The organism is Bradyrhizobium sp. AUGA SZCCT0169, assembly GCF_018130085.1.
Classification (GTDB): Bacteria; Pseudomonadota; Alphaproteobacteria; order Rhizobiales; family Xanthobacteraceae; genus Bradyrhizobium.
This window is the reverse complement of record NZ_JAFCMC010000043.1, coordinates 32,051-55,287: the sequence shown is the minus strand read 5'-3', so window position 1 is coordinate 55,287 and position 23,237 is coordinate 32,051. Positions and strand designations below refer to the sequence as shown.

The window sequence follows — 23,237 nt, the reverse complement described above, 5'->3', positions numbered from 1 at the left end:
CGGCGCGCCCTCCGCGACGGCCACTATTTCTTGTCCTTCTTGGCCATGCCGCCGAGACCGGCCATGGTCACGAACATGTCCTGAAAGCGTTCAGCGATCTTGGGGTCGAAGGTGAACCAGGACTGCATCAGCGATTCCGGCGAGACCTTGTCGATGTTGGCCATCATCTGCTGCTGCAACTTGTCCATGACCGCGGTCTGCATCGGCTGAACGTCCGGAAGTCCGAAGAACTGCCGGGCCTCGAGCGGCGTGCAATCAATTTCGACGTTTACCTTCATGGCCGCTCCTTCATTAATGGCTTGCCGCAGTATCACCGTGACCGGCTGAGTCACGCAAGGACAAGACCGCCTTCCGGGCCCCCGTTCGCCCCCTATGGTCAACCAAAACGTTCGACAGCAAAAGGGGTAGTATCGGCAAACGGGGTCTCGCCGGTCATCATTTCCGCCAGCAGCCGGCCGGTTGCAGGTCCGAGCGTCAGGCCGTGGTGCTGGTGGCCGAAATCGAACCACAAACCGGGATGGCGGGGCGCCTTCCCGATCACCGGCAGCATGTCCGGCAAACAGGGCCGCGCCCCCTTCCACGGCCGGGCAGGTGCAGCGCAGCGCCAACGCCGACCATGCCCGCCCCCAACACCAGAACGTCGGCCCTCAGTTCCGCCACCGGCGCTCCAAAAGTTTAATGTAACGAATTCGCGCCCACAGCCTAAGGTAAAGCTAGCCATTGCCGCATCGCGGTGCAAACCGATCCACAGAGAGGGATCGCGCCTGCGCGGCGGCTGGACTTTGGCAACAGGGATCGGCAATATCCGCCGATATTGCGGAATTAGGCTGATCAAAGCGGGGAAATCGAACAAATGTCTTTACGTCGGAGTTTGCTTGCAGCGGCTACGGTTACAATGCTCGGCTTTGCGGTTGCGCCGGCATCGGCCCAGACCCTGCGCTACGCCAATCAAGGCGATCTCAAATCGCTGGATCCATATACGCTTAACGAAAGCACGACCCACGCCCACCTCGGACAGGTCTATGAAGGCCTGATCGCGCGCGACAAGGACCTGAAGATCATTCCAGGACTGGCGGAGCGCTGGGAGACCCCCGAGCCGACCCGCTGGCGCTTTCATTTGCGCAAGAACGTCAAGTTCCAGAACGGCGACCCCTTCACCGCCGACGACGTGGTGTTCTCGGCCGACCGCGTTCGCGCCGCCGGCTCCAACCTGCAGACCCGCATTCCCAAGGATGCGAAGGTCGTCAAGATCGACGACTACACCGTGGATTTCATCCTGACTTCGCCAAATCCCATCCTGAACTCGCAATGGGATACCTGGTACATCATGGACAAGAAGTGGGCCGAGGCGAACAATGTCGTCGCACCGACGCCCGCCGCGGCAACCACGCCGAGCTATGCCTCGCTCAACGCCAACGGCACCGGCGCCTTCAGCATCGAAAGCCACCAGCCCGGCGTCAAGACCGTGTTCAAGGCCAACCCGAACTGGTGGCAGAAGCCCGAACATAATCTGAAGGAAATCATCTTTACCCCGATCGGCTCCGACGCCACCCGCGTTGCCGCGCTGCTGTCGGGTGAAGTCGACGTCATCGAACCGGTTCCGCTGCAGGACATCTCGCGCGTGGATTCAACGCCGACCGCGCAGGTGCTCAAGGGGCCGGAAATCCGCACCATCTTCCTCGGCATGGACCAGGTCCGCGACGAACTGCTGTATTCGAACATCAAGGGCAAGAACCCCTTCAAGGATGTCCGCGTCCGCGAGGCGTTCTTCAAGACGATCGATGTCGAACTGATCAAGACCCGCGTCATGCGCGGCCTTTCGACGCCTTCCGCGCTGATGATCGCGCCGCAGCTCTACAAGCTCGCCGGCGATTTCACCCGTCCGAAAGTCGATCCCGAAGGCGCCAAGAAGCTGCTGGCGGAAGCCGGTTATCCCGACGGCTTCGAAGTTTCGATGGACTGCCCGAACGACCGCTACGTCAACGACGCCGCGATCTGCCAGGCGGTGGTCGGCATGCTGGCTCGCATCGGCGTCAAGGTGAACCTGCTGGCCCAACCCAAGGCGCAGTATTTCGCCAAGGTTCTGAAGCCCGGCGGTTACCAGACGTCGTTCTATTTGCTCGGCTGGACGCCCGGCACCTCCGACGCGCACAATGTTCTGTACGACATCATGGGCTGCCGCGACGACCCGAAGGTCGCGCGCGGTGAGGCCAATCTCGGCGGCTACTGCAACAAGAAGATGGACGAAATCACCGACAAGGTGCTGGTCGAAACGGATACAACCAAGCGCGATCTGCTGATCAAGGAAGCGTTCCAGATCGCGGCCAAGGATTTCGCCTACATCCCGCTGCATCAGCAGGCGCTGGCGTGGGGCGTATCGAAAAAGGTGAAGCTCTCGCAGCGTGCCGACAATCAGGTGCTGCTGTACTGGGCGACCAAACAGGACTAAGCACTTCGTCTATCAAGGTCCCGGCAGCCTGATGCTTCCGGGACCTTTCCTTTCCGGCTGACAGCGACGTCGGCCAAGAAGACGTCGCACCGGAAGAAAGTGAAAGGAATACATGCTCGCTTTCACTCTTCGCCGGGCGATTCAGGCTATCGGCGTCATGATTGCGGTCGGGGTCATCTCGTTCTCGATGTTCCGCTTCGCAGGTGACCCGGTCAACCAGATCGTCTCGCTGGACACGCCCGCCGCCGAACGCGAGGCGGTTCGCAAATCGCTCGGTCTGGACGATCCCGTCGCGGTGCAGTTCGCGCGTTATTTCGGCAATGCCGCCCAGTTCAAATTCGGCGTGTCCTATCAGTTCCGCCAGCCGGTCTCGAGCCTGCTCGCAGAGCGGATGCCCGCAACACTCGAGCTCGCGATCTGCGCCACCATCTTCGCAATGGTGTTCGGCATCCTGATGGGGGTCTATTCGGCGCTCAAACGCGACACCGTGCTTGCCAAGATATTCCAGGCCGTATCGCTGATCGGAATCTCGCTGCCGACCTTCCTGATCGGTATTCTGCTGATCTACCTGTTTTCGGTGACCCTGGGCTGGCTGCCCTCGTTCGGCCGCGGCGAGGTCGTGCGGGTCGGCTGGTGGACCACCGGCCTGCTGACCCTCTCCGGCCTCAAGGCGCTGATCCTGCCGTCGATCACGCTCGGCCTGTTCCAGCTGACATTGATCATGCGGCTGGTGCGCGCCGAAATGCTGGAAGTCCTGCGCACCGACTACATCCGCTTCGCGCGGGCGCGTGGCCTGACCACGCGCGCGATCCATTTCGGTCACGCGCTCAAGAACACGCTGGTTCCCGTCATCACCGTGGCCGGGCTGCAATTTGGCTCGGTTATTGCTTTCGCCATCATCACCGAAACCGTCTTCCAGTGGCCGGGCATGGGGTTGCTGTTCGTGCAGGCAGTGCAAAACGTCGATATCCCGATCATGGCGGCCTACCTGTTGATGGTGTCGCTGATCTTCGTCACCATCAACCTGGTGGTCGATATCCTCTATACCGTCGTCGATCCGCGCCTGCGCTCGACCATCCGCCGTCCGGCTTGAAAGAAGGATCAGAGATGTCCGACGCCGTCGTTCCCCACCGAGCCGAGCCGAGCGCAGCAGTGGCGCGCGCCGGCACGAGCTGGTTCAGGCGCGCGCTCGACAGCGACATCTTCTATTCGTTCCGCCGTTCCAAGCTGACGATGGTGGCGGCAGCCGTCACCATCCTGTTTTTCCTGCTGGCGATCTTTGCTTCGGTGCTTTCGGTGCAGAACCCGTTCGATCCGGCGCAGCTGCAGCTGATGAATTCGCGCATTTCGCCGCTATGGACCGCCGACGGCCAGAGCCCGTTCCTGCTCGGCACCGACGAGCAGGGCCGCGACGTGTTCTCCGCTATCCTCTACGGGCTTCGGATCTCGCTCGTCGTCGGCGTGCTCGGCGTCGTCTTCGCCGGCGCGCTCGGAATTACGCTCGGGCTGATTGCGGGCTATGTCGGCGGCGCGGTCGATGGCCTGATCATGCGTATCGCCGACGTGCAACTCACCTTCCCCGCCATCCTGATCGCGCTCCTCGTCAACGGCGTCGCCAAGTCGGTGTTCGGCAACCGGCTGGACGCCATGAGTACGCTGGTGGTGCTGGTGGTCGCGATCGGACTGAGTTTCTGGGTGCAGTATGCCCGAACCGTGCGCGGCTCCGTCATGGTCGAGAAGAACAAGGATTATGTCGCGGCCGCCCAGTTGATCGGGCTCCCCGCCCCCATCATCATGCTGCGTCACGTGCTGCCGAACACGATGGGTCCGATCCTGGTGATCGCCACCATCAACCTGGCGCTCGCCGTCATTACGGAAGCCACGCTGTCGTTCCTCGGCGCCGGGATGCCCGACACCATGCCCTCGCTGGGCACGCTGATCCGGATCGGCAACAATTATCTGTTCGCTGGCGAATGGTGGATCGTGGCCTTCCCGGGCTTTGCGCTGGCCGGGCTGATCCTTTCCATCAATCTGCTCGGCGACTGGCTGCGCGACGCGCTCAACCCGAAGCTCCGATGACCAGTCCTGTCCTTTCCGTGCGTAACCTCGAGGTGGAGTTCCACACCCGCCGCAGCGTGTTGCACGCCATCAACGGCATCTCGTTCGACATCGCCAAGGGCGAGGTGCTCGGCGTGGTCGGCGAATCCGGCGCGGGAAAATCCGTGACGGGCCTTGCCGTGATCGGCCTGATCGATCCGCCGGGGCGGATCGCAGGCGGCGAGATCCATCTGTCGGGGATGCGGATCGATCATCTGCCGCCGGAAGAAATCCGCCGCATCCGCGGCAAACGCATCGGGATGATCTTCCAGGATCCTCTCACCAGCCTCAATCCGCTCTACAAGATCGGCGACCAGATCGTCGAAACCATCCGGACCCATCTCAATCTCTCGGAGACCGCGGCGCGCAAGCGCGCCATCGACCTGTTGGCGGAAGTCGGCATTCCCGCGCCGGAAAAACGTATCGACGCCTATCCGCATGAATTCTCCGGCGGCATGCGCCAGCGCGTCGTGATCGCGCTTGCGATCTGCGCCGAACCGGATCTGATCATCGCCGACGAGCCGACCACGGCGCTCGACGTCTCCGTGCAGGCGCAGATCATCTCGCTGATCAAACGCCTCGGCCGCGACCATGGCACCGCCGTGATGCTGGTGACCCACGACATGGGCGTGATCGCCGAAACCTCCGACCGCGTCGCGGTGATGTATTCGGGACGGATCGCCGAGATCGGCCCGGTTCAGGACGTCGTACAGAACCCGCTGCATCCCTACGCCAAGGGTCTGATGGGCGCGATCCCGACACTGGCGGGCGAAGACAAGCGGCTGGTGCAGATACCCGGTTCGATGCCGCGGCTGTCGGCGATCCCGAAGGGCTGCTCGTTCAACCCGCGCTGCGGCTTCGTCTTCGACCGTTGCCGCGTCGAGCGTCCGGAGCCGATCGCGCACGGTACGCAGGCCGTGGCCTGTCATCTCTATGATGCCGCGCCCAAGGCCACGATCAAGGAGACCGCGGCATGAGCGCGGCACCCTTCATCGACGTCAGGAATTTACGCCGCGAGTTCGACGTTTCCAAACCGTGGCTCAACCGCGTGCTCGAAGGCGGCCACCTCGAATTCCTGAAAGCGGTCGACGGCGTCACCTTCGGCATCAAGAAGGGCGAGACGTTCGCCCTCGTCGGCGAATCCGGTTCGGGCAAGACCACCGTGGCACGGATGGTGGTCGGATTGCTGCCGCCGAGCTCGGGCGAAGTCGTCATCGACGGCGTCTCGATGACCGATGCGAGGCAGGCGCAGGTGCGGCAAAAACTGCGCCGCCGCATCCAGATGATCTTCCAGGACCCCTATGCGAGCCTCAATCCGCGCTTCCGGGTCGATGCCATCGTCTCCGAGCCGATCCGCGCCTTCGACCTGATCGCGGGCGAGCGCGACATCGCTGCGCGGGTCGGTGAATTGCTGAGCCTCGTCGGCCTGCATGCCGACGACGGCCTGAAATTTCCACATGAGTTTTCCGGCGGCCAGCGCCAGCGCATCGCGATCGCCCGCGCGCTGGCCTCGGAAGCCGAATTCATCGTCTGCGACGAGCCGACCTCGGCGCTCGACGTTTCCGTGCAGGCGCAGATCCTCAATCTGATGCGCGATTTGCAGGACAAGTTTGGCCTGACCTATCTTTTCATCAGCCACAACCTTGCCGTGGTGCGGCATATGGCGAGCCGCATCGGCGTGATGTATCTCGGCCGCATCGTCGAAATCGCGGAAGGGCGCGAACTCTTCAACAATCCACGCATGCCCTACACCAAGATGCTGCTGGGTGCGGTTCCTGATTTGGCGATGTCCGGCCGCCAGCGGATTCCGGTCAAGGGCGAGATTCCCAATCCGATCAACCCACCGCCCGGCTGCGCCTTCAACCCACGCTGCCCGCTGGCCTATGATCTGTGCCGTCAAAAGGCACCCGCGCTGATCAACGGCGTCGCCTGCCACGCCGTCAATTCGCCGGCCGAGGCCGTGCCAGCCTGATCACAGGGATGGGTCAACCAAACGGTTGGCAGCAGGCCTCGCCTGTGGTCAAGTGGCGCACCAAATACCAGCGCAGCACCGGATTTCCATGAGCAACATCAATCCCGATCCGTTCACGACCAGGCCGGAAATCGAAGGCACGTTCGGGGTCGTGACCTCGACGCACTGGGTCGCCACCGCGGTCGGGATGGGAATCCTGGAAAAGGGCGGTAACGCGTTCGATGCGGGTGTTGCCACCGCCTTCACGCTGCAGGTGGTCGAGCCGCATCTCAACGGCCCCGGCGGCGACGTACCGATCATCGTGCATGACACCAAGCGCGGCCGCACCGAGGTGATCTGCGGCCAGGGCCCGGCACCGGCGGGCGCCACCATCGCGCATTATCGCAGCGAGGGGCTGGAGATGGTGCCCGGCACCGGGCTGCTCGCGGCCTGCGTGCCCGGCACGTTCGAATCCTGGATGTTGCTGCTCCGCGATTACGGCACGATGCGGCTGCGCGATGTGCTGGAACCCGCGATCGCCTATGCCCGCGACGGCTATCCCCTGGTGGAGCGCGCCGCGGCGACGATCCAGATCGTCGAAAAGCTGTTCCGCAATCACTGGAAGACCTCGGCCGCGGTCTATCTGCCGAACAATGAAGTTCCGAAACCCGGCACGCTCTTCACCAACAAGCAGCTTTCGGAAACCTACGCCCGCATCCTGAAAGAAGCCGAGAGCGCCGGCGGTGACCGCACAGCCCAGATCGAGGCCGCGCGCAAGGCCTGGTCGCACGGCTTCGTTGCGGAGGCGATCGACAAGTTCTGCCGCACCCAGGACATCATGGACGTCAGCGGTTCGCCGCATCGCGGCGTGCTGCGCGCCGACGACATGGCGCGCTGGCAGCCGACCGTCGAGGCGCCGCTGACCTATGATTACGGCCGCTACACCGTGTGCAAACCCGGTGTCTGGAGCCAGGGCCCTGTCATGCTGCAGCAGCTGGCGTTGCTTAAGGGTTTTGAACTCGACGGGCTCGATCCAACTGGGCCGGAATTCATCCACCTGCAGATCGAATGCGCCAAGCTTGCCTTTGCCGACCGCGAGAAATTCTACGGCGATCCAAAGTTTACCGACATCCCGATCGCGACCTTGCTGTCGGACGCTTACAATGACGAACGCCGCAAGCTGATCTCGAGGGACAAAGCCTCGCTCGATTTTCTCCCCGGCTCGGTGGAAGGTTTTGGTTCGGTCGTCAAGATGCGCCGCGCCGAAGGTCATCGCGAGGCGGTTGGCGCCATGGGCGCGGGCGAGCCGACCGTCGGCCGCTTCGGCGAGGTGCGCGGCGACACCGTGCATTTCGACATCATCGACCAGGCCGGCAACATGATCTCGGCGACGCCGTCCGGCGGCTGGCTGCAATCCTCGCCGGTGATTCCCGAACTCGGCTTCTGCCTCGGCAGCCGCGCCCAGATGTTCTGGCTCGAGGAAGATCATCCCGCGGCATTGGCGCCGGGCAAGCGCCCGCGCACCACGCTGTCGCCGACCCTATGCTACCGCGACGGCGAGCCGTACATGGCCTGGGGCTCGCCCGGCGGCGACCAGCAGGATCAATGGACCACGCAATTCTTCCTGCGCCACGTCCACGCCAATCTGAACCTGCAGGAAGCGATCGACGCACCCGCATGGCACTCCGAACATTTCCCGATCTCGTTCTGGCCGCGCACGGCCCGGCCCGGCGTGCTCGTGGTTGAAAACCGCGTACCGAAGGCAACCATCGACACCTTGAAGAGCCGCGGCCATGTCGTCGAGATCGGCCCCGACTGGTCGGAAGGCCGCCTCACTGCCGCCTCCAAGGTCGGGCGCCGCCGTCGTGCAGCGGCCAATCCGCGGGGCATGCAAGGCTACGCGGCCGGACGGTAGGAGCGCACCAAGATGACTTGTAAGGCTTGAGATGACCTGGTCGATCATCGCCCGCGATCCCGCGACCGGCCAGTTCGGCATCGCGGTCGCGACCAAATTCTTCGCGGTCGGCGCGCGCGTGCCACATATCGTGGCCGGCATCGGCGGCATCGCGACCCAGGCACTGGTCAATCCCTATTACGGCATCGACGGCATCAAGCTGTTGAGAGAGGGTCGTGAACCGGACGACATCCTCAAGACCCTGATCGCCACCGACGACGGCCGAGAAAGCCGGCAATTGCACATCATGGATGCGAGGGGCCGCATTGCCGCGCATACCGGCCGCGATTGCGTCGACTGGTGCGGACACATCCAGGGCGACGGCTTTTCGATCGCGGGCAACATGCTGGCGGGCGCCGCCGTGCTCGACGACACCGCAAAAGCCTATGTCGCCAATGCCGGCCTGCCCTTTCCCCGCCGGCTGATCGCGGCAATGCATGCGGGCGAAGCCGCGGGCGGCGACAAGCGCGGCAAGCAATCCGCGGCACTGCTGATCCACGGCGACGAGGAATGGTCCGAGCTCAATCTGCGCGTCGACGACCATACCGATCCGCTGCGCGAGCTCGAGCGGCTTGAAGAAGTGAGCCGCGAGCGCTGGGTGCATTTCCGCGCATTCATGCCGACGCGCAAGAATCCTGCAGGGATTACCGATCGCGCGACCATCGACGCCGGCATCGAGGCCAGCATCAAAGCGGCGGCTGCAGGCAAGGTATGACTTCAATCCCGCTGATCGAAATCGAGGGACTCCGCGTCGTCTTCCATGGCGACGATGGCCGCGCGACCCATGCGGTCGATGCCGTCGATCTCAGCGTGGCCAATGGCGCGACACTTGGACTGGTCGGCGAATCCGGCTGCGGCAAGAGCGTGACCTCGCTGGCCATCATGGGACTGCTGTCAAAGCATTCGGCGGTAGTCTCCGGCTCGATCCGCTTCGATGGTTTTGATCTGCTCGACGTCCCCGACGAGACCCTGCGCGACCTGCGCGGCAACCGGCTGGCAATGATTTTTCAGGAGCCGATGACCTCGCTCAACCCGAGCTTCACGATCGGCGACCAGATCATCGAGACCATCCTGCGCCATCGCGGCGGATCGAAGCGCCAGGCGCGCGAGCGCGCCATCGAACTGCTGCGCCGCGTCCACATCCCCTCACCCGACAAGCGAATCGACGAATATCCGCACAAGCTTTCAGGCGGCATGCGCCAGCGCGTGATGATCGCGATGGCGCTGGCCTGCGATCCCCGCCTCTTGATCGCGGACGAACCGACTACCGCGCTCGATGTCACCCTGCAGGCGCAGATCCTCGATCTGATGCGCGAGCTGAAAGCTGCGAGCGGCGCCGCTATCATTCTGATCACGCACGATCTCGGCGTGGTTGCCGAAGTCTGCGACGAAGTCGCTGTCATGTATGCCGGCGAAATCGTCGAGCGCGCGCCGGTCGATGAGCTGTTCGCCAATCCGCAGCATCCCTACACCGTCGGCCTGCTCGGTTCGATCCCGCGGCTCGGTCGCCGCGCATCGCACCTCGCGACCATCGAGGGCATGGTGCCGAACATGGCCAATCCGCCGCCCGGCTGCCGCTTCTCGGCGCGCTGTCCTTTTGTCGCCGACATCTGCGTCGCGGCGCCGCCGCCGCTGGCGATCCTCAGCCCCGGCCACGCCTCGCGCTGTATCCGGGCGCCGCTGGAGCGGCTGGTGTCATGACCGCGCTGCTCGAAGTCGAAGGACTCGTAAAACATTTCGTCGCGGGACGTTCGGTGTTCGGCCGCGCCACTGCCTTCGTCAAGGCCGTCGACGGTGTCAGCTTCCGTGTCGAGGCCGGCAAGACGCTGGCGCTGGTCGGCGAATCCGGCTGCGGCAAATCCACCGTGAGCCGGCTGGTGCTGCGGCTGATCGAGCCGGACGCCGGCAGCGTTCGCTTCGAGGGCCGCGATCTCCTCGCGCTGGGCGCCAATGAGCTGCGCAACTTCCGACGCGACGCGCAGATCATCTTTCAGGATCCCTACGCCTCGCTCAACCCGCGCATGACCGTCAGCCAGATCCTGACCGAGCCGCTGGCGCTGCACGATCTGGTGCCGGCGCCACGTCGCCGCGAGCGGGTCGAGGAATTGCTGCGGCTGGTCGGGCTGGAGCCGCGCTTTGCGCGGCGTTATCCGCATGAATTTTCCGGCGGCCAGCGCCAGCGCATCGCCATCGCACGGGCGCTGGCGGTGGAACCGAAATTGATCATCTGCGACGAGCCGGTGTCGGCGCTCGACGTCTCGATCCGCTCCCAGATCCTGAACCTGCTGCGCGATTTGCAGAACCGGCTCGGCCTTGCCTACATCTTCGTCTCACACGATCTTGCCGTCGTAAAACACATCGCCGACCGCGTCGCGGTGATGAATCTCGGCGTCATCGTCGAAACCGCGGAGGCGCAGGCATTGTTCGCCGCCCCGCGGCATCCCTATAGCCGCGCTCTGTTGTCAGCTATTCCCGTACCCAAGCCGCAAGCCAAACGCAGCCGCATCGTGCTGCAGGGCGAAATGCCGAGCGCGCTCGATCCGCCGTCCGGCTGCCGCTTCCATACCCGCTGCCCCTATGTGGTCGAGCGCTGCCGCACCGAAGTGCCGCAGCTCCTGGCCGACAACACGGGGCACGCCACCGCCTGCCACCGGATGGCGGAACTGCCGGCGCCTGACAGCATCGTTCCCTCGGACGGTGGCTTCTCGCCGGTGCTGGAAAAACTGGTCGCCGCCTTTGGACGGGCGGAAGGCGCGGGCCGCAACGGGGTTGATAGATCAGCAACACGACCAACAGCAGTGTAATCAGAGGATGGGTGCGATGAAAATCTTGCGTTTGGCGGTGACCGCGGCGGCTCTGTTGCTGTCGTTCGAGGCGAGTGTGCAGGCCCAGACCACGCTGCGCATTGGCCTGGCCGAGGATCCGGACATTCTCGATCCCACCCTGGCGCGCACCTATGTCGGGCGCATCGTGTTCGCCAGCTTCTGCGACAAGCTGTTCGACATCGATGAGAAGATCAACATCGTGCCGCAGCTCGCGCTGTCGCACCAGACCTCGGCCGACGGCAAGGAGGTCATCATCAAGCTGCGGCCGGGAGTGAAATTCCACGACGGCGAGCCGCTGGACGCCGAGGCCGCAAAATTCTCGCTCGACCGCCACATGACGATGGCGACCTCGTTCCGCAAGCCGGAGCTGGCGCAGCTCGACCGCGTCGAGGTGGTCGATCCCCTCACCATCAAGCTGGTGCTGAAGACGCCGTTCTCGCCGCTGATCGCCCAGCTCACCGACCGCGCCGGCATGATGGTGTCGCCGAAGGCGGCGAAAGCCGAAGGCGATAAATTCGGCCTGAAGCCGGTTTGCGCGGGCCCCTACAAATTCGTCGAGCGCGTGCAGCAGGACCGCATCGTGTTCGAGAAATTCGCCGACTACTGGAACAAGGACGCGATCAAGATCGACCGCATCGTCTATCTGCCGCTGGTCGACGCCACCGTGCGCCTTGCCAATCTCAAATCCGGCGGCCTCGATCTGATCGAACGCCTGCTCGCCACCGACATCAAGGCGGTGGTGAGCGACCCGAAGCTCAAATTGTCCAGCGCCATCGAGCTCGGCTATCAGGGCGTGACGCTGAACGTCGGCAAGGACAAGGCCAAGGGGCCGCTCAGCCAGTCCGCCAAGGTCCGGCAGGCGCTCGATCTGTCGCTCGACCGCGAGGCCATCAACCAGGTGGTGTTCAACGGCGAATTCAAGCCCGGCAACCAATGGGTCAATCCCGATCACCCCTATTACCAGAAGGCCTTTCCGGTCCGTGGGCGGGATATCGCCAAGGCCAAGGCGCTGTTGAAGGAAGCCGGCGTCACGGCGCCCGTCAGCGTCGATTTCATGGTGCCGAAGGGCGCGGAAACCGAAGCAGTCGCACAGGTGATCCAGTCGATGGCTTCCGAAGCCGGCTTCGACATGAAGATCAGGGTCACCGAATTCGCAACCTCGCTGAAGCTGGCTGAATCAGGCGAATACCAGGCCTTCATGCTGGCCTGGAGCGGACGGATCGATCCCGACGGCAATTCCTACGTGTTCCAGAAATCCAACGCGCCGCAGAACTACAGCGCGTGGTCCAATGCCGATGCCGACAAGGCGCTCGACGACGGGCGTCTTGTGACGGATCAGGCGCAGCGCAAGGCCATCTATGAGAAGCTGGCCAAGCTCGTGCTGGAAGAAAAGCCGCTGCTCTACATCTATCACCGCAAGATCCTGATCGCGCACAGTACAAAACTCGAGGGCTACAAGCAGATGCCGGACGGGCTGGTGCGGGTGACCGGGTTGACGCTGAAGTGAGGGTGTTTAGCCGAGCGCACCGCTCTGCTCCCTCCCCCCTTGCGGGGGAGGGTTGGGGAGAGGGGTGCCACAGCGGTGGTGCCGGTGAGTTGCGAGCACCGTTGGCCGATCATGACCCGCTCGCCCGGAGCCACCCCTCTCCCTGTCCCTCCCCCGCAAGGGGGGAGGGAACCGTGCGGCTGGCACCGTCAGCACAATCCAAACTGCCCTTACTCCAGACAACACGGCTGCCATGCTGAACTTCCTCGGCCAGCGTATCCTGCAGCTGATCCCGACGCTGTTCTTCGTGTCGGTCCTGATCTTTTCGCTGCAGCACCTGTTGCCCGGCGATCCCGCGCTGGTCATGGCCGGCGAGGAGCGCGATCCCGAGGTGATCGCGCAGATCCGCGCGCAATACCGGCTCGATCAGCCGATCCCGATCCAGTACGTCTACTGGGTCAAGGGTGTGCTGTCGGGCGATTTCGGCGAGTCGCTGCGCATCAAGGTGCCGGTGCTGAGCCTGATCGCGCAAAAACTGCCGGTGACGATCCAGCTCGGCTCGATGGCGATCGTGATCGCCTTCCTGATCGGCATTCCCGCCGGCATCGTATCGGCTGTAAAGAAAGGCACGGCGTGGGACTACGGCGCCAACCTGTTCGCGCTGTGGGGCATCTCGACGCCGAATTTCTGGCTCGGCATCATGCTGATCTTCCTGTTCTCGATCGAGCTCGGCTGGCTTCCGGCCTCCGGCTATGTGCCGCTGTCGGAAAACTGGCGCGCCAGCCTCGCCTCGACCATCATGCCCGCTTTCGTGCTCGGCAACGCCATCGCCGCGATCCTGATGCGGCATACTCGCAGCGCCATGCTGCAGGTGCTGGAGAGCGATTACGTGCGGACGGCGCGCGCGAAGGGCCTTTCCGAACGCTCGGTGATCCTCAAGCACGCGATGCGCAACGCGCTGACGCCGGTGATCACGCTCGGCGCGCTCGAACTCGGCACGCTGCTGTCGGGTGCGGTGCTGACCGAGCAGATTTTTTCGATTCCGGGTTTTGGAAAATTGATCGTCGACGCGGTGTTCAATCGTGACTATGCGGTCGTGCAAGGCGTCGTGCTGACGACGGCGACGATCTACATCACGCTGAATCTTGTCGCCGATATCGCCTACGTCCTCGTCAATCCGCGGCTGAGGGCGTAACCCATGACCGACGTCGCCCTCGGCCCCCTTCCAAAAGTCGCCTCCGATGAACTGGAGAGTCCGGCGCGGCGTGCGCTGCGGCGGCTGTTCAAGCGCAAGGGCGCCGTGGTCGGCCTCGTCGTCATCGCGCTGTTCGTGGTGCTCTCGCTGTTCGCGCAGCTGATCGTGCCCTATGACCCGATTGCAACCAGCTGGTCGCTGGTGCGCAAGCCGCCGACGTGGCAGCACTGGTTCGGTACCGACGATCTCGGGCGCGATATCCTGGCCCGCGTGGTCTATGGCGCGCGGGCCTCGCTGATGGCCGGCGCGATCTCGGTCGGGATTGCGCTCGGCATCGGCGTGCCGCTCGGCTTGCTGTCGGGCTATCGTGGCGGTTTCATCGACAGCCTGATCAGCCGCATCACCGATGCGATGCTGGCCTGCCCGTTCCTGATCCTCGCCATTGCGCTGGCGGCATTTCTCGGCCCGAGCCTCGGCAATGCCATGATCGCGATCGGCATCTCGGCGACGCCGATCTTCGTGCGGCTGACCCGCGGCCAGGTGATGAGCGTCAAGGTCGAGGATTATGTCGAGGCGGCGCGCGCGATGGGCAATCCGCGCTGGCGCATCGCGCTGTTCCATATCCTGCCGAACATCATGCCGGCGCTTTTGGTGCAGGCAACGCTGTCGATCGCGGCCGCCATCATTGCCGAAGCGGCACTGTCGTTCCTCGGCCTCGGCCAGCAGCCGCCCTCGCCGTCCTGGGGCAGCATGCTCAACGCCGCGCAACGTTTCCTGACCAACGCGCCCTGGATGGCGATCTGGCCGGGCCTGGCGATCTTCCTCGTGGTGCTGTCGTTCAACCTGGTCGGCGACGGCCTGCGCGACGCGCTTGATCCAAGGGAGCGGTAGGTACACCGCTCTAACCCCGTCATTGCGAGCGTAGCGAAGCAATCCATCTCGCGGCGTAACGGATGGATGGATTGCTTCGTCGCAAGAGCTCCTCGCAATGACGGCAGAACTCGACCCCTAAATCACCAGCTCCCGCAACACCCTCCGGCAATCCATCTCATACTCGAGATCAATCACGGGCGGCCTTGCAAAATGCCAGGTCAGGCCCGAACGCGCGGCGCCGCGGCGGACCAGCTCTTCGGCAAACACCGGATGGAAGTCGTGGATCGTGTAGGTCTGCGCCGCCGTCGCGTCCTTCCAGCCGAAGCCGAATTCGGCCATGCGCTTTTCCATGGCGCCGACCACGTAGCTCACTTTCTCCTTCAACCCGTCGGGGCTGAGGTCGCGGTAACGCACGGTGCGCTCGGCATAGGTCGCACCGCCTTCGAGTGACTCACCGCTGCCCGCGATCACGAAGCTCGGCGTCGTGTTCCCGCTCGGGCGCGTGAACGAGAAGGCATGGAACGACGGCTCGGCGGGCGGGTCGATCTCGGGACAGACATTGCTGCGCGCCACGGGATTGGTGGTGCCGTCATAGATGTCCCATTCGGCGAGCGTCTTGACGTAGTGCAGGTTGAAGTTCCGGAATCCTTCATCGGTGAAGGCGGCCGGCGAACGCAGCTCGCAGGCGCAGAACGACGTCAACGGCCTGCCCTCGGCCTGAATGTATTTGGCAATCTGCGAAAAGCCTTCGGCCAGCGCCACCGGTTTGTCGAACCGCACCCGCTCGATCTCGAAACCGGGGTTGGCCGCAGCCCCGGCCGAATACTGAAACACCGCCGGGATGAACCGGTAGTTGCCCGCCACAAAATCGGTCGTCATGTCCGCTCTCCGTTTCCGGTTATTCCAATTGCATGCGGACGCCCTTGGCGCCGTTGAGCAGCCGCTTCAAATGAAAGCCGGCGAGCGCATCGTCGGCATGCGCGCCGACCAGCGCCGCAAAGGCCGGCATTGCCGCCGGGTCACCGGCCTCGAGCTTGGCGAAGGCTTCGGAATATTGCGACGTCGCTGGGCTCTCAAACGCCGCTGCCGTCAACGGCTCATAGGCGCGCAGCGGCTCGCTGCGACCGCGCAGCACGAGGTCGCCGACCGGCCGGCCGCGGAAATCTCCGGCGCCATCAGCGACGACCGCGCTGACGCAAATCCGCGTGCCCAGGTGCTTGTTGGCGGCCTCCAGCCGCGCCGCGGTGTTGATGGTGTCACCATAGGCGGTGTAATCGAAAAACCTGCTGCCACCGAAATTGCCGACCAGCGCGGAACCGGCGTGGACACCGACGCGCGTGGCCCCGAAACTCACACCCTTTTTCTTCCAGCGCAGACGGAATTCCTGCGCCCAGCTATCGAGATCGTGGGCGCAGGCGATCGCGCGCCTGGCGTAATCAGGCTGATCCCCCGGCGCGTTGAACAGAACCTGGATCGCATCGCCGATGATCTTGGCAACCGTCCCCTCATGCGCGAACACCACATCGGTCATGCCGCCCACATAGTCGCCGAGCAGCGTCCCCAGCACGTCGGGTGCGGCGGTTTCGACCAGCGAGGTGAAACCGGTGATGTCGGTGAAGATCGCCGCGACCTCGCGCCAATGCACCTCCATGCCGTCGCTGTCGCCGATGGCGGCAAGACGGCTCGCAATCTGCGGCGAGAAATAGCGCGACAGCGAAGCGTGCGCGCGCTCGGCCTCGGCCTGGCGGCGGCGCGCCTCGCGCATCATCTCGACATGGCGGATGGTCTTGTCGATCGTCATTTCCAGATCGCCGAAATCGATCGGCTTGGTCAGGAAATCGAACGCGCCGCGGTTCATCGCGGTACGGATGTTGCTCATGTCGCCATAGGCGGACACGATGATGGTGGATTTCTTGTCTTCGGCCTCCTGCAGCTTGGCGAGCAGCGACAGGCCGTCCATGCGCGGCATGTTGATGTCGGATACCACCATGTCGACATGCGGGTTCTGCTCGATCGAGGCCAGCGCTTCGATTCCGTCATGGGCGAACACAAAGGTCACGCTGCCGTCGCGGATCTGGCGACGGAATTTCTGCAGCACCAGAGCCTCGAGATCGGGCTCGTCGTCGACGACGAGGATCGTTGCGGTCATGCGGCTTGCCCGAGCCGGGTATCGATCTCGTGGCGCAGCAGCGCAAAATCGATCGGCTTGGTCAAGAGGCCGATCGCGCCGCGCTCGATCGCCTTGCGGCGGGTTTCGGCATCGCCATAGGCGGTGATCATGATGACGGGCACATCAGGCCGCGCCGCGCGCACCTTCGGCAGCATTTCAAGCCCGCTCATGCCGGGCATGTTGATGTCGGACAGGATCAGGATCAGCGACGGGTCACGAACTTCCGCAGCACGCTCCAGTGCCGCAGGCGCCGACGGCGCAAATTCCATGGTAAAGCGACCGGACTTGAGATCGCGCCGGAACTGCTGCCGAAACAGCGCTTCGACATCGGGCTCGTCATCCACAACGAGGATGTAAACGCTCAATTTTTGCCTCCAGTATCGTTGGGCATGATCTTATCCGAAAATCGGTCTCCAGTTTTCGGGATCATGCCAGCGCTACGCCTTTTCGCGGCAGCGTAATAATGAATTCGGTGAATACATCAGGCTCCGTCCGTACGTCGATCTTGCCGCCATGCTGTTTCACCACGATGTCGTGACTCATCGACAATCCGAGCCCGGTTCCCTCGCCAGCGGGTTTCGTCGTGAAGAAGGGATTGAACATTTTTTCCTTCACTTCCAAGGGGATACCGGTGCCGTTGTCGCGAATCCGGATTTCCACCTTGTTGCCGAGGTTTTTCGTCGTCGCCGTCAGAACAGGCTCGAAGCCCTCCTCGCCCTTCTCCTTGCGCTTGGTCGCGGCGTAAAAGCCGTTCGAGATCAGGTTGAGGAATACCCGCGTGATTTCCTGCGGATAGAGATCGATCATGCCGGCCTCGGGATCCAGATCGCGCTTGAGCGTGATGTTGAATCCGGATTTTTCCGCCCGCGCGCCGTGATAGGCGAGGTTGAGGCTTTCCTCGATGATCGCATTGATGTCGGCGGACCGGACTTCGCCTGATCCCTCGCGCGAATGCAGCAGCATGTTCTTGACGATCGAGTCGGCGCGCTTGCCGTGCTGCACGACCTTTTCGAGATTGCCCTTCAGCATATGGGTGAGTTCGTCGATCTCCTCGCGGGTCTTGCCGTCGAGCGCGGCGGGCTTCAGCACATCGTTCAGCTCGTCGATCAGTTCCGCCGACAGCGCCGAGAAGTTGTTGACGAAATTGAGCGGGTTCTTGATCTCGTGGGCGATCCCGGCGGTGAGCTGGCCGAGCGAGGCCAGTTTCTCGGTCTGTATCAGGCGGTCCTGCGCGGTGCGGAGATCGTCGAGAGACTCGCTCAGATCCTTGGTACGTTCGCGCAATTCTCGGAGCAGCCGCGTATTCTCGATGGCGATCACGGCCTGGTTGGCGAAACTGCTGACAAGCGCGATCTGCTTGTCGGTAAACGGCCGGACCTCCTGGCGATAGATCGCAATCGTTCCGATCAACTCGTTTTCCTTGAGCAGCGGAACGATGACAATGGTTCGGGCCCCCGCAAGATCGGACATCGCAACAACGGCTGGATGGCCTTCGAGATAGGGCTGTTGTGTCCGAAGATCCTCTATTTGGACCGCCTGATGCGTTCTTACTATCATGCCAAGACCGCTCTTCGGGTGCGGATAGATCGGCTCATCCGCCTGCGCGACATATGCTTGCGGTACGTTGAAGAGTGCAACGTTGCGGAAGCAGTTGCCGTCGTACTGATTCATCGTGCCAAAATGCGCGCCGCAGATATGGGTGGCGTTTTCGAGCATCTTCTGGAACACCGGATCCAGTTCGCCCGGAGATGAGCTGATGACTTCCAATACTTCCGATGTCGCGGTTTGCTGTTCGAGCGTCTCTCTCAGTTCCGCAGTCCGTGTCTCGACCTTCTTCTCCAGGTCGGCATAGGATTCCTGCAGCCGCGCGCCCATGTCGTTGAACTGGTTGGCGAGGCCTTCGAGTTCGTCGCCGGTCTTGATGGTGATGCGCTGGGCGAAATCGCCGCCGCCGATGCGTTCGGCGCCGGCCCGCAATGCCTGGATCGGGCCGACCATGCGGCGTGCCAGGAAGATTCCGGCGAGCACCGCAAGGATCGATGCCGCCGCGAGCAGCAAGGCAAGCCGCTGCAGCGCCTGGTACAGCGAGGCGTAGGCTTCCTTGACCGGCAGTTCGACGAACATCGTCCATCCCAGCGGGGCGATCGGCGCGGATGCCGTCAGCACCTCCTGCCCCTGGATGTTCAGCGCGCCCTGCAATTCAACGGCTTCGCTGGTTCTGCCGGTGCGGGCGGCCTGCACTTGGCTGAGCTTCGACATGTCGGTGTTGCGCAGCACCAGGCTGATATCGGGATGGGCAATCAGGCGTCCCGTCGGGCCGACGACATAGGCGTGGCCGCGTTCGCCGACCTTGATCTGCGAGACCACGTCCCAGATCAGCTTCAGATTGACCTCGGCGATGCTGACACCGGCATCCTTGCGGGTGCCGGCCAGCGATAGCGTCATGTAGGGCTCGGACTCCCGGCGAAAATACACCGGCCCGTAAAACACCTTGTTGGCGACGGCTTCCGTGAATTTCGGGTCTTTGGAAAGGTCGAGGCCGGAGTCGACGACATCCATTGCCAGCCGCGACACCCGCAGGCGTTCCTTGCCGGCGGAATCGATCTGCGACAGTTCGGTGATCGCCGGCACCTGCCGCAGCAGGCGGAGCGCGTCGAACCGGCGATCCTGCAGCGATCCGGCCGACCAGGGCAACTGGGTGGTCCAACCCAGCTGGCTTTCGATTTCCTTGATGAACTGGCCGATCTTGGCCGCGGCGGCTTCGGCCTGCTCGTGCTGGATCCGGATCAGGGAAGTTTTGTGCTCCCGATAGTAGAAGAAAACCTCGAAAATCCCGTTGGAAAGCAGCGCGACGCCCACCACGGCAACGAACAGCGCGACGTATTTGGTGAACAGCCGGTTGCGGGTTCTGGTCCCGGGCGCCCCCTGCGCGGGCACAGCATTCTCCGCGGGCGAAGCAGCCGCCAGCGTGCGCCCCTCTGGGGTGCCGGGATGCAGGGAAATGCTCATGCCGGCCAAGCTATCAAGAAGCCTTGAGCTTGTCTCTTGCCGCACTGCGGCAAGCCGGCCGGAGCTCATAACGAAAACGGCGGCGATCAGGACCGCCGCCGACTTCGTCCTATTCGCCCGCCATGCTCAGGTCGGTTTGAGCCCAGGCGTTCCCAGATCGAAATCCGCGATTTCCTTCGTCCGCTGCGAGCCGGCCTTGGCCTGGTGGTCGGTCGCCATCCAGACATAGACCGCCGGCAGCACGAACAGCGTGAACAGCGTACCGATCGACATGCCGGAGACCACGACGAGACCAATCGAGAAGCGGCTCGCCGCACCTGCGCCCGTTGCGGTCAGCAGCGGGATCAGGCCGGTGACCATCGCCGCCGTCGTCATCAGGATCGGACGCAGCCGGATCCGGGCCGCCATCTCGATCGCCGAACGCTTGTCGAGGCCTTCCTTGAGCTGCAGTTCGTTGGCGAACTCCACCATCAGGATGCCGTGCTTGGTGATCAGGCCGACCAAGGTCAGCAATCCGACCTGGGTATAGATGTTGATCGTCGCTACGCCGAAGAACAGCGGGATCAGCGCGCCGACGATCGCCATGGGAACGCTGATCATGATCACCAGCGGATCGCGCAGGCTTTCGAACTGCGCCGCCAGCACCAGGAAGATGATGATCAGCGCGAAACCGAAGGTGATCGCGAGCTGGTTGCCTTCCTGCACATATTGGCGGGAATCGGCCAGATAGTCGTGACCGAAGCCGGCGGGCAGCTTCTTGGCTTCACCTTCGAGGAAGTCCACCGCCTGCCCAACCGTCACACCCGGCATCGGCACCGCCTGGAAGGTCGCGGAGTTCAGCTGGTTGTAATGCGTCAGCGAATTTGGATCGGTCGCGGTCTCGATCGACACGATGGTCGACAGCGGCACCAATTGCCCGGTGTTGGTCGGGACGTAGTAACCGCCGAGCGATTCCGGCGACAGCCGCATGCCGCGGGGCACCTGCGGGATCACCTGATACGAGCGCCCCTCGAGGTTGAAGCGATTGACGTAATTGCCGCCCAACAGAGTCTGCAACGTGGCGCCAACCTGCGCCATGTTGATGCCGAGATCGCTTGCCTTGGAACGGTCGATGTTGACCCGCACCACCGGCTGATTGAAGTCGAGGTCGCTGTCGGAGACGATGAACAGGCCGCTCTTGCGCGCCGCGTCCTTTAGCTTGTTCATCTCCTCATAGACGGCCTGGAAGCCGGCGGTCGAATTGATCACCATCTGTATCGGCAAGCCGCCGGGCCCGCCCGGGAGCGGCGGCAGGTTGAACGCGAACGCCTGGACACCTTCGATCTTGCTGATCTCCGCCTGTACCAGCGGCTTCAGCTTGATCGAGGAACGTTCACGCTCGTCCCACGGCTTGAGCAGCATGCCGGCGATGCCGCCCTGCGGCCCATTGATGCCATTCAGGACGAAGCGCAGGTCGGTTTCGGGAAATTTGGCAAACGCCTTGTCGAGCTTGTCGCCGTAGAAGTCGACATAGTCGATGTTGGCGTATTTCGGCGCCTTGGTCACCGAGAACACGATGCCCTGGTCCTCTTCGGGCGCAAGTTCCTTGGCCGTGTTCATATACAGGAACCCGACCAGACCGAGGATCGTCAGCGCGAACACGCCGGTGATCGGACGATAGTCGAGCGAGCGATCGAGTTGCCTTCCGTACCAGCGCGTCATCGCGCCGAACACCCGGTTGACGATCCTGGCGAAACGCCCCTCTTCGGCGCTCTTGAGCAGCACCGAGCACATCATCGGCGACAGCGTCAGCGCAATCACGCCGGACACGATCACCGAGCCCGCGAGCGTGAAGGCGAATTCGCGGAACAGCGAGCCGGTCAAGCCGCCGAGGAATCCGATCGGGGCATACACGGCCGCCAGCGTGATCGTCATCGAGATCACGGGACCGACGATCTCACGCGCACCCTGCAGTGACGCCTGTACCGGTGTTTTTCCCTCTTCCAGATGGCGATGGATATTCTCGACCACCACGATGGCGTCGTCGACCACGAGCCCGATGGCGAGCACCATCGCCAGCAGCGTCAGCAGGTTGAAGCTGAAGCCCAGCGCCAGCATCAGGCTGCAGACGCCGATCAGCGACAGCGGAATTGTGACGACGGGAATGATGACCGAACGGAACGATGCCAGGAACAGGAAGATCACGACCACGACGATCAGCATCGCCTCGATCAGCGTGTTCTGCACCTCGTCGATCGATGACTGAATGAACTTGGTGGAATCGTAGGCCACCTTCATCTTCATCGAAGGCGGCAAGTTGCGTTCCAGTTCCGGAAACAGCGCACGCACGCCCTTGACCAGCGTCAACGGATTGCCTTGCGGGGTCGCCTGCACGCCGATGAAGATCGCGCGCTCGCCGCTGAACGCGACACTCGCGTCGGTGCTTTGCGCCGCCAGCTCGACGGTCGCGATATCCTCGACCCGAACAAAGCCGCCGTCCTTGGACTTGACGATCATCCGCTTGAACTGATCAAGGCTCCGCAGGTCGGTATTGGTCGTAATGTTGGAGACGATGAAGTAGCCCTTGGCCTGGCCGGCGGCAGCCTGGAAGTTGTTGGCCTGGATCGCCGCCTGGACATCGCTCGGCGATACGCCGCGCCCGGCCATCTTGACCGGATCAAGCCACAGCCGCATCGCAAATGTCTGGCCGCCCAGAATGTCGGCCGACGCCACGCCGTCGACGGTCGACAGCACCGGCTGGACCACGCGCGTCAGATAGTCCGAGATCGCCGAACCGGACAACTCCTCGCTGGAGAAGCCGAGATACATCACGGCCGTTGTCTGACCGGTTGTCTTGGTCACGATCGGATCGTTGGATTCTTTCGGGATCAGATATTTGACCGAGTTCGTCTTGGCGAGAACTTCGGTCAGCGCCTGGTTCGGATCGAAATTCAGCTTGATGTAGACCTGGATCGTGCTCGTGCCCTGCACCGACGACGACGTGATGTAGTCGACACCTTCGGCGGAGGCGATCGCCTGCTCGATCGGCGTCGTGATGAAGCCCTGAATCAAATTCGCCGACGCGCCCGGATAGACGGTGGTGACGTTGATCACCGTGTTCGACAGCTTCGGATACTGCCGGATCGGCAAGACGCTGGCGGCCCGCAGACCGAGCAAGAGGATCAGCAAACTAACGACGACCGACAAAACCGGGCGCTTGATGAAGATATCAGTTAAGGCCATCGCTGG

18 protein-coding genes and 1 pseudogene are annotated in these 23,237 nt (G+C 63.1%); 12 read left to right on the top strand and 7 right to left on the bottom strand.

All coding sequences use genetic code 11. The features are described from left to right. Positions 1-23 precede the first annotated feature (23 nt). Together JQ609_RS30790 and JQ609_RS30785 are read right to left on the bottom strand one after the other, a co-directional pair. Entirely contained in the window at positions 24-278 is a 255-nt protein-coding gene (locus JQ609_RS30790; RefSeq protein WP_209843454.1) for a DUF6489 family protein, read from the bottom strand. Between the two features lie 98 nt (positions 279-376). Further along, a pseudogene (locus tag JQ609_RS30785) lies at positions 377-586 on the bottom strand (NAD(P)/FAD-dependent oxidoreductase); the annotation flags it as partial. 267 nt (positions 587-853) lie between these two features. Between JQ609_RS30785 and JQ609_RS30780 the strand changes: the two are divergent. The 12 genes from JQ609_RS30780 (at position 854) to JQ609_RS30725 (ending at position 14,848) form a co-directional block, all read left to right on the top strand. Then, positions 854-2,449: an ABC transporter substrate-binding protein gene (locus JQ609_RS30780; RefSeq protein ID WP_212276455.1), complete on the top strand. Its 1,596-nt coding sequence runs from the start codon at positions 854-856 to the stop codon at positions 2,447-2,449. A gap of 112 nt (positions 2,450-2,561) precedes the next feature. After that, positions 2,562-3,542: an ABC transporter permease gene (locus JQ609_RS30775; protein WP_212210584.1), complete on the top strand. Its 981-nt coding sequence runs from the start codon at positions 2,562-2,564 to the stop codon at positions 3,540-3,542. 14 nt (positions 3,543-3,556) lie between these two features. Beyond that, entirely contained in the window at positions 3,557-4,528 is a 972-nt protein-coding gene (locus JQ609_RS30770; RefSeq protein WP_212276454.1) for an ABC transporter permease, read from the top strand. Further along, positions 4,525-5,523, top strand: a complete 999-nt coding sequence (locus tag JQ609_RS30765; RefSeq protein WP_212276453.1) for an ABC transporter ATP-binding protein — start codon at positions 4,525-4,527, stop codon at positions 5,521-5,523. The genes JQ609_RS30770 and JQ609_RS30765 overlap by 4 nt, the downstream gene beginning before the upstream one ends. Beyond that, positions 5,520-6,518 (top strand): ABC transporter ATP-binding protein, encoded by a 999-nt coding sequence (locus JQ609_RS30760; protein ID WP_212276452.1) that lies wholly within the window; start codon positions 5,520-5,522, stop codon positions 6,516-6,518. Before JQ609_RS30765 ends, JQ609_RS30760 begins: the two co-directional genes overlap by 4 nt. Positions 6,519-6,606: 88 nt before the next feature. Continuing rightward, positions 6,607-8,412: a gamma-glutamyltransferase family protein gene (locus tag JQ609_RS30755; RefSeq protein ID WP_212276451.1), complete on the top strand. Its 1,806-nt coding sequence runs from the start codon at positions 6,607-6,609 to the stop codon at positions 8,410-8,412. A gap of 31 nt (positions 8,413-8,443) precedes the next feature. Beyond that, positions 8,444-9,166, top strand: coding sequence for a DUF1028 domain-containing protein (locus JQ609_RS30750; RefSeq protein ID WP_212276450.1), 723 nt, complete (start codon positions 8,444-8,446; stop codon positions 9,164-9,166). Continuing rightward, positions 9,163-10,152, top strand: coding sequence for an ABC transporter ATP-binding protein (locus tag JQ609_RS30745; protein WP_212276449.1), 990 nt, complete (start codon positions 9,163-9,165; stop codon positions 10,150-10,152). Before JQ609_RS30750 ends, JQ609_RS30745 begins: the two co-directional genes overlap by 4 nt. Further along, entirely contained in the window at positions 10,149-11,255 is a 1,107-nt protein-coding gene (locus JQ609_RS30740) for an ABC transporter ATP-binding protein (RefSeq protein WP_212276448.1), read from the top strand. Before JQ609_RS30745 ends, JQ609_RS30740 begins: the two co-directional genes overlap by 4 nt. A 16-nt stretch (positions 11,256-11,271) precedes the next feature. Beyond that, complete coding sequence (locus JQ609_RS30735; RefSeq protein WP_212210567.1) at positions 11,272-12,783, top strand: ABC transporter substrate-binding protein; 1,512 nt, start codon at positions 11,272-11,274, stop codon at positions 12,781-12,783. Positions 12,784-13,015: 232 nt separating this feature from the next. Next, complete coding sequence (locus tag JQ609_RS30730) at positions 13,016-13,957, top strand: ABC transporter permease (protein ID WP_192737237.1); 942 nt, start codon at positions 13,016-13,018, stop codon at positions 13,955-13,957. A gap of 3 nt (positions 13,958-13,960) precedes the next feature. Next, positions 13,961-14,848: an ABC transporter permease gene (locus JQ609_RS30725; RefSeq protein ID WP_212276447.1), complete on the top strand. Its 888-nt coding sequence runs from the start codon at positions 13,961-13,963 to the stop codon at positions 14,846-14,848. Between the two features lie 117 nt (positions 14,849-14,965). Here JQ609_RS30725 and JQ609_RS30720 read toward each other — a convergent pair whose 3' ends face one another. From JQ609_RS30720 to JQ609_RS30700, 5 genes are all read right to left on the bottom strand, one after another. Next, positions 14,966-15,709: a hypothetical protein gene (locus tag JQ609_RS30720; RefSeq protein ID WP_212276446.1), complete on the bottom strand. Its 744-nt coding sequence runs from the start codon at positions 15,707-15,709 to the stop codon at positions 14,966-14,968. 19 nt (positions 15,710-15,728) lie between these two features. Then, the gene (locus JQ609_RS30715) at positions 15,729-16,979 is read right to left on the bottom strand and encodes an adenylate/guanylate cyclase domain-containing protein (RefSeq protein WP_212276445.1); all 1,251 of its coding nucleotides are present in this window, start codon (positions 16,977-16,979) and stop codon (positions 15,729-15,731) included. Then, positions 16,976-17,365 carry a response regulator gene (locus tag JQ609_RS30710; protein ID WP_212210558.1) on the bottom strand — a complete coding sequence of 130 codons (390 nt, stop codon included), beginning with the start codon at positions 17,363-17,365 and terminating at the stop codon, positions 16,976-16,978. The genes JQ609_RS30715 and JQ609_RS30710 overlap by 4 nt, the downstream gene beginning before the upstream one ends. Positions 17,366-17,426: 61 nt before the next feature. Then, on the bottom strand, positions 17,427-20,009 hold the full coding sequence (locus JQ609_RS30705; RefSeq protein WP_212276444.1) for an ATP-binding protein: 2,583 nt from the start codon (positions 20,007-20,009) through the stop codon (positions 17,427-17,429). Between the two features lie 126 nt (positions 20,010-20,135). Then, a complete protein-coding gene (locus JQ609_RS30700; protein WP_212276443.1) occupies positions 20,136-23,231 on the bottom strand; it encodes a MexW/MexI family multidrug efflux RND transporter permease subunit in 3,096 nt (1,031 codons plus the stop codon). Between the last annotated feature and the right edge of the window lie 6 nt (positions 23,232-23,237).

Excerpts from the sequence above, each read along its gene's own strand:
- JQ609_RS30790 (WP_209843454.1), bottom strand. The coding sequence starts at position 278 with ATGAAGGTAAACGTCGAAATTGATTGCACGCCGCTCGAGGCCCGGCAG.
- JQ609_RS30780 (WP_212276455.1), top strand. The coding sequence starts at position 854 with ATGTCTTTACGTCGGAGTTTGCTTGCAGCGGCTACGGTTACAATGCTC.
- JQ609_RS30775 (WP_212210584.1), top strand. The coding sequence starts at position 2,562 with ATGCTCGCTTTCACTCTTCGCCGGGCGATTCAGGCTATCGGCGTCATG.
- JQ609_RS30770 (WP_212276454.1), top strand. The coding sequence starts at position 3,557 with ATGTCCGACGCCGTCGTTCCCCACCGAGCCGAGCCGAGCGCAGCAGTG.
- JQ609_RS30765 (WP_212276453.1), top strand. The coding sequence starts at position 4,525 with ATGACCAGTCCTGTCCTTTCCGTGCGTAACCTCGAGGTGGAGTTCCAC.
- JQ609_RS30760 (WP_212276452.1), top strand. The coding sequence starts at position 5,520 with ATGAGCGCGGCACCCTTCATCGACGTCAGGAATTTACGCCGCGAGTTC.
- JQ609_RS30755 (WP_212276451.1), top strand. The coding sequence starts at position 6,607 with ATGAGCAACATCAATCCCGATCCGTTCACGACCAGGCCGGAAATCGAA.
- JQ609_RS30750 (WP_212276450.1), top strand. The coding sequence starts at position 8,444 with ATGACCTGGTCGATCATCGCCCGCGATCCCGCGACCGGCCAGTTCGGC.
- JQ609_RS30745 (WP_212276449.1), top strand. The coding sequence starts at position 9,163 with ATGACTTCAATCCCGCTGATCGAAATCGAGGGACTCCGCGTCGTCTTC.
- JQ609_RS30740 (WP_212276448.1), top strand. The coding sequence starts at position 10,149 with ATGACCGCGCTGCTCGAAGTCGAAGGACTCGTAAAACATTTCGTCGCG.
- JQ609_RS30735 (WP_212210567.1), top strand. The coding sequence starts at position 11,272 with ATGAAAATCTTGCGTTTGGCGGTGACCGCGGCGGCTCTGTTGCTGTCG.
- JQ609_RS30730 (WP_192737237.1), top strand. The coding sequence starts at position 13,016 with ATGCTGAACTTCCTCGGCCAGCGTATCCTGCAGCTGATCCCGACGCTG.
- JQ609_RS30725 (WP_212276447.1), top strand. The coding sequence starts at position 13,961 with ATGACCGACGTCGCCCTCGGCCCCCTTCCAAAAGTCGCCTCCGATGAA.
- JQ609_RS30720 (WP_212276446.1), bottom strand. The coding sequence starts at position 15,709 with ATGACGACCGATTTTGTGGCGGGCAACTACCGGTTCATCCCGGCGGTG.
- JQ609_RS30715 (WP_212276445.1), bottom strand. The coding sequence starts at position 16,979 with ATGACCGCAACGATCCTCGTCGTCGACGACGAGCCCGATCTCGAGGCT.
- JQ609_RS30705 (WP_212276444.1), bottom strand. The coding sequence starts at position 20,009 with ATGAGCATTTCCCTGCATCCCGGCACCCCAGAGGGGCGCACGCTGGCG.
- JQ609_RS30700 (WP_212276443.1), bottom strand. The coding sequence starts at position 23,231 with ATGGCCTTAACTGATATCTTCATCAAGCGCCCGGTTTTGTCGGTCGTC.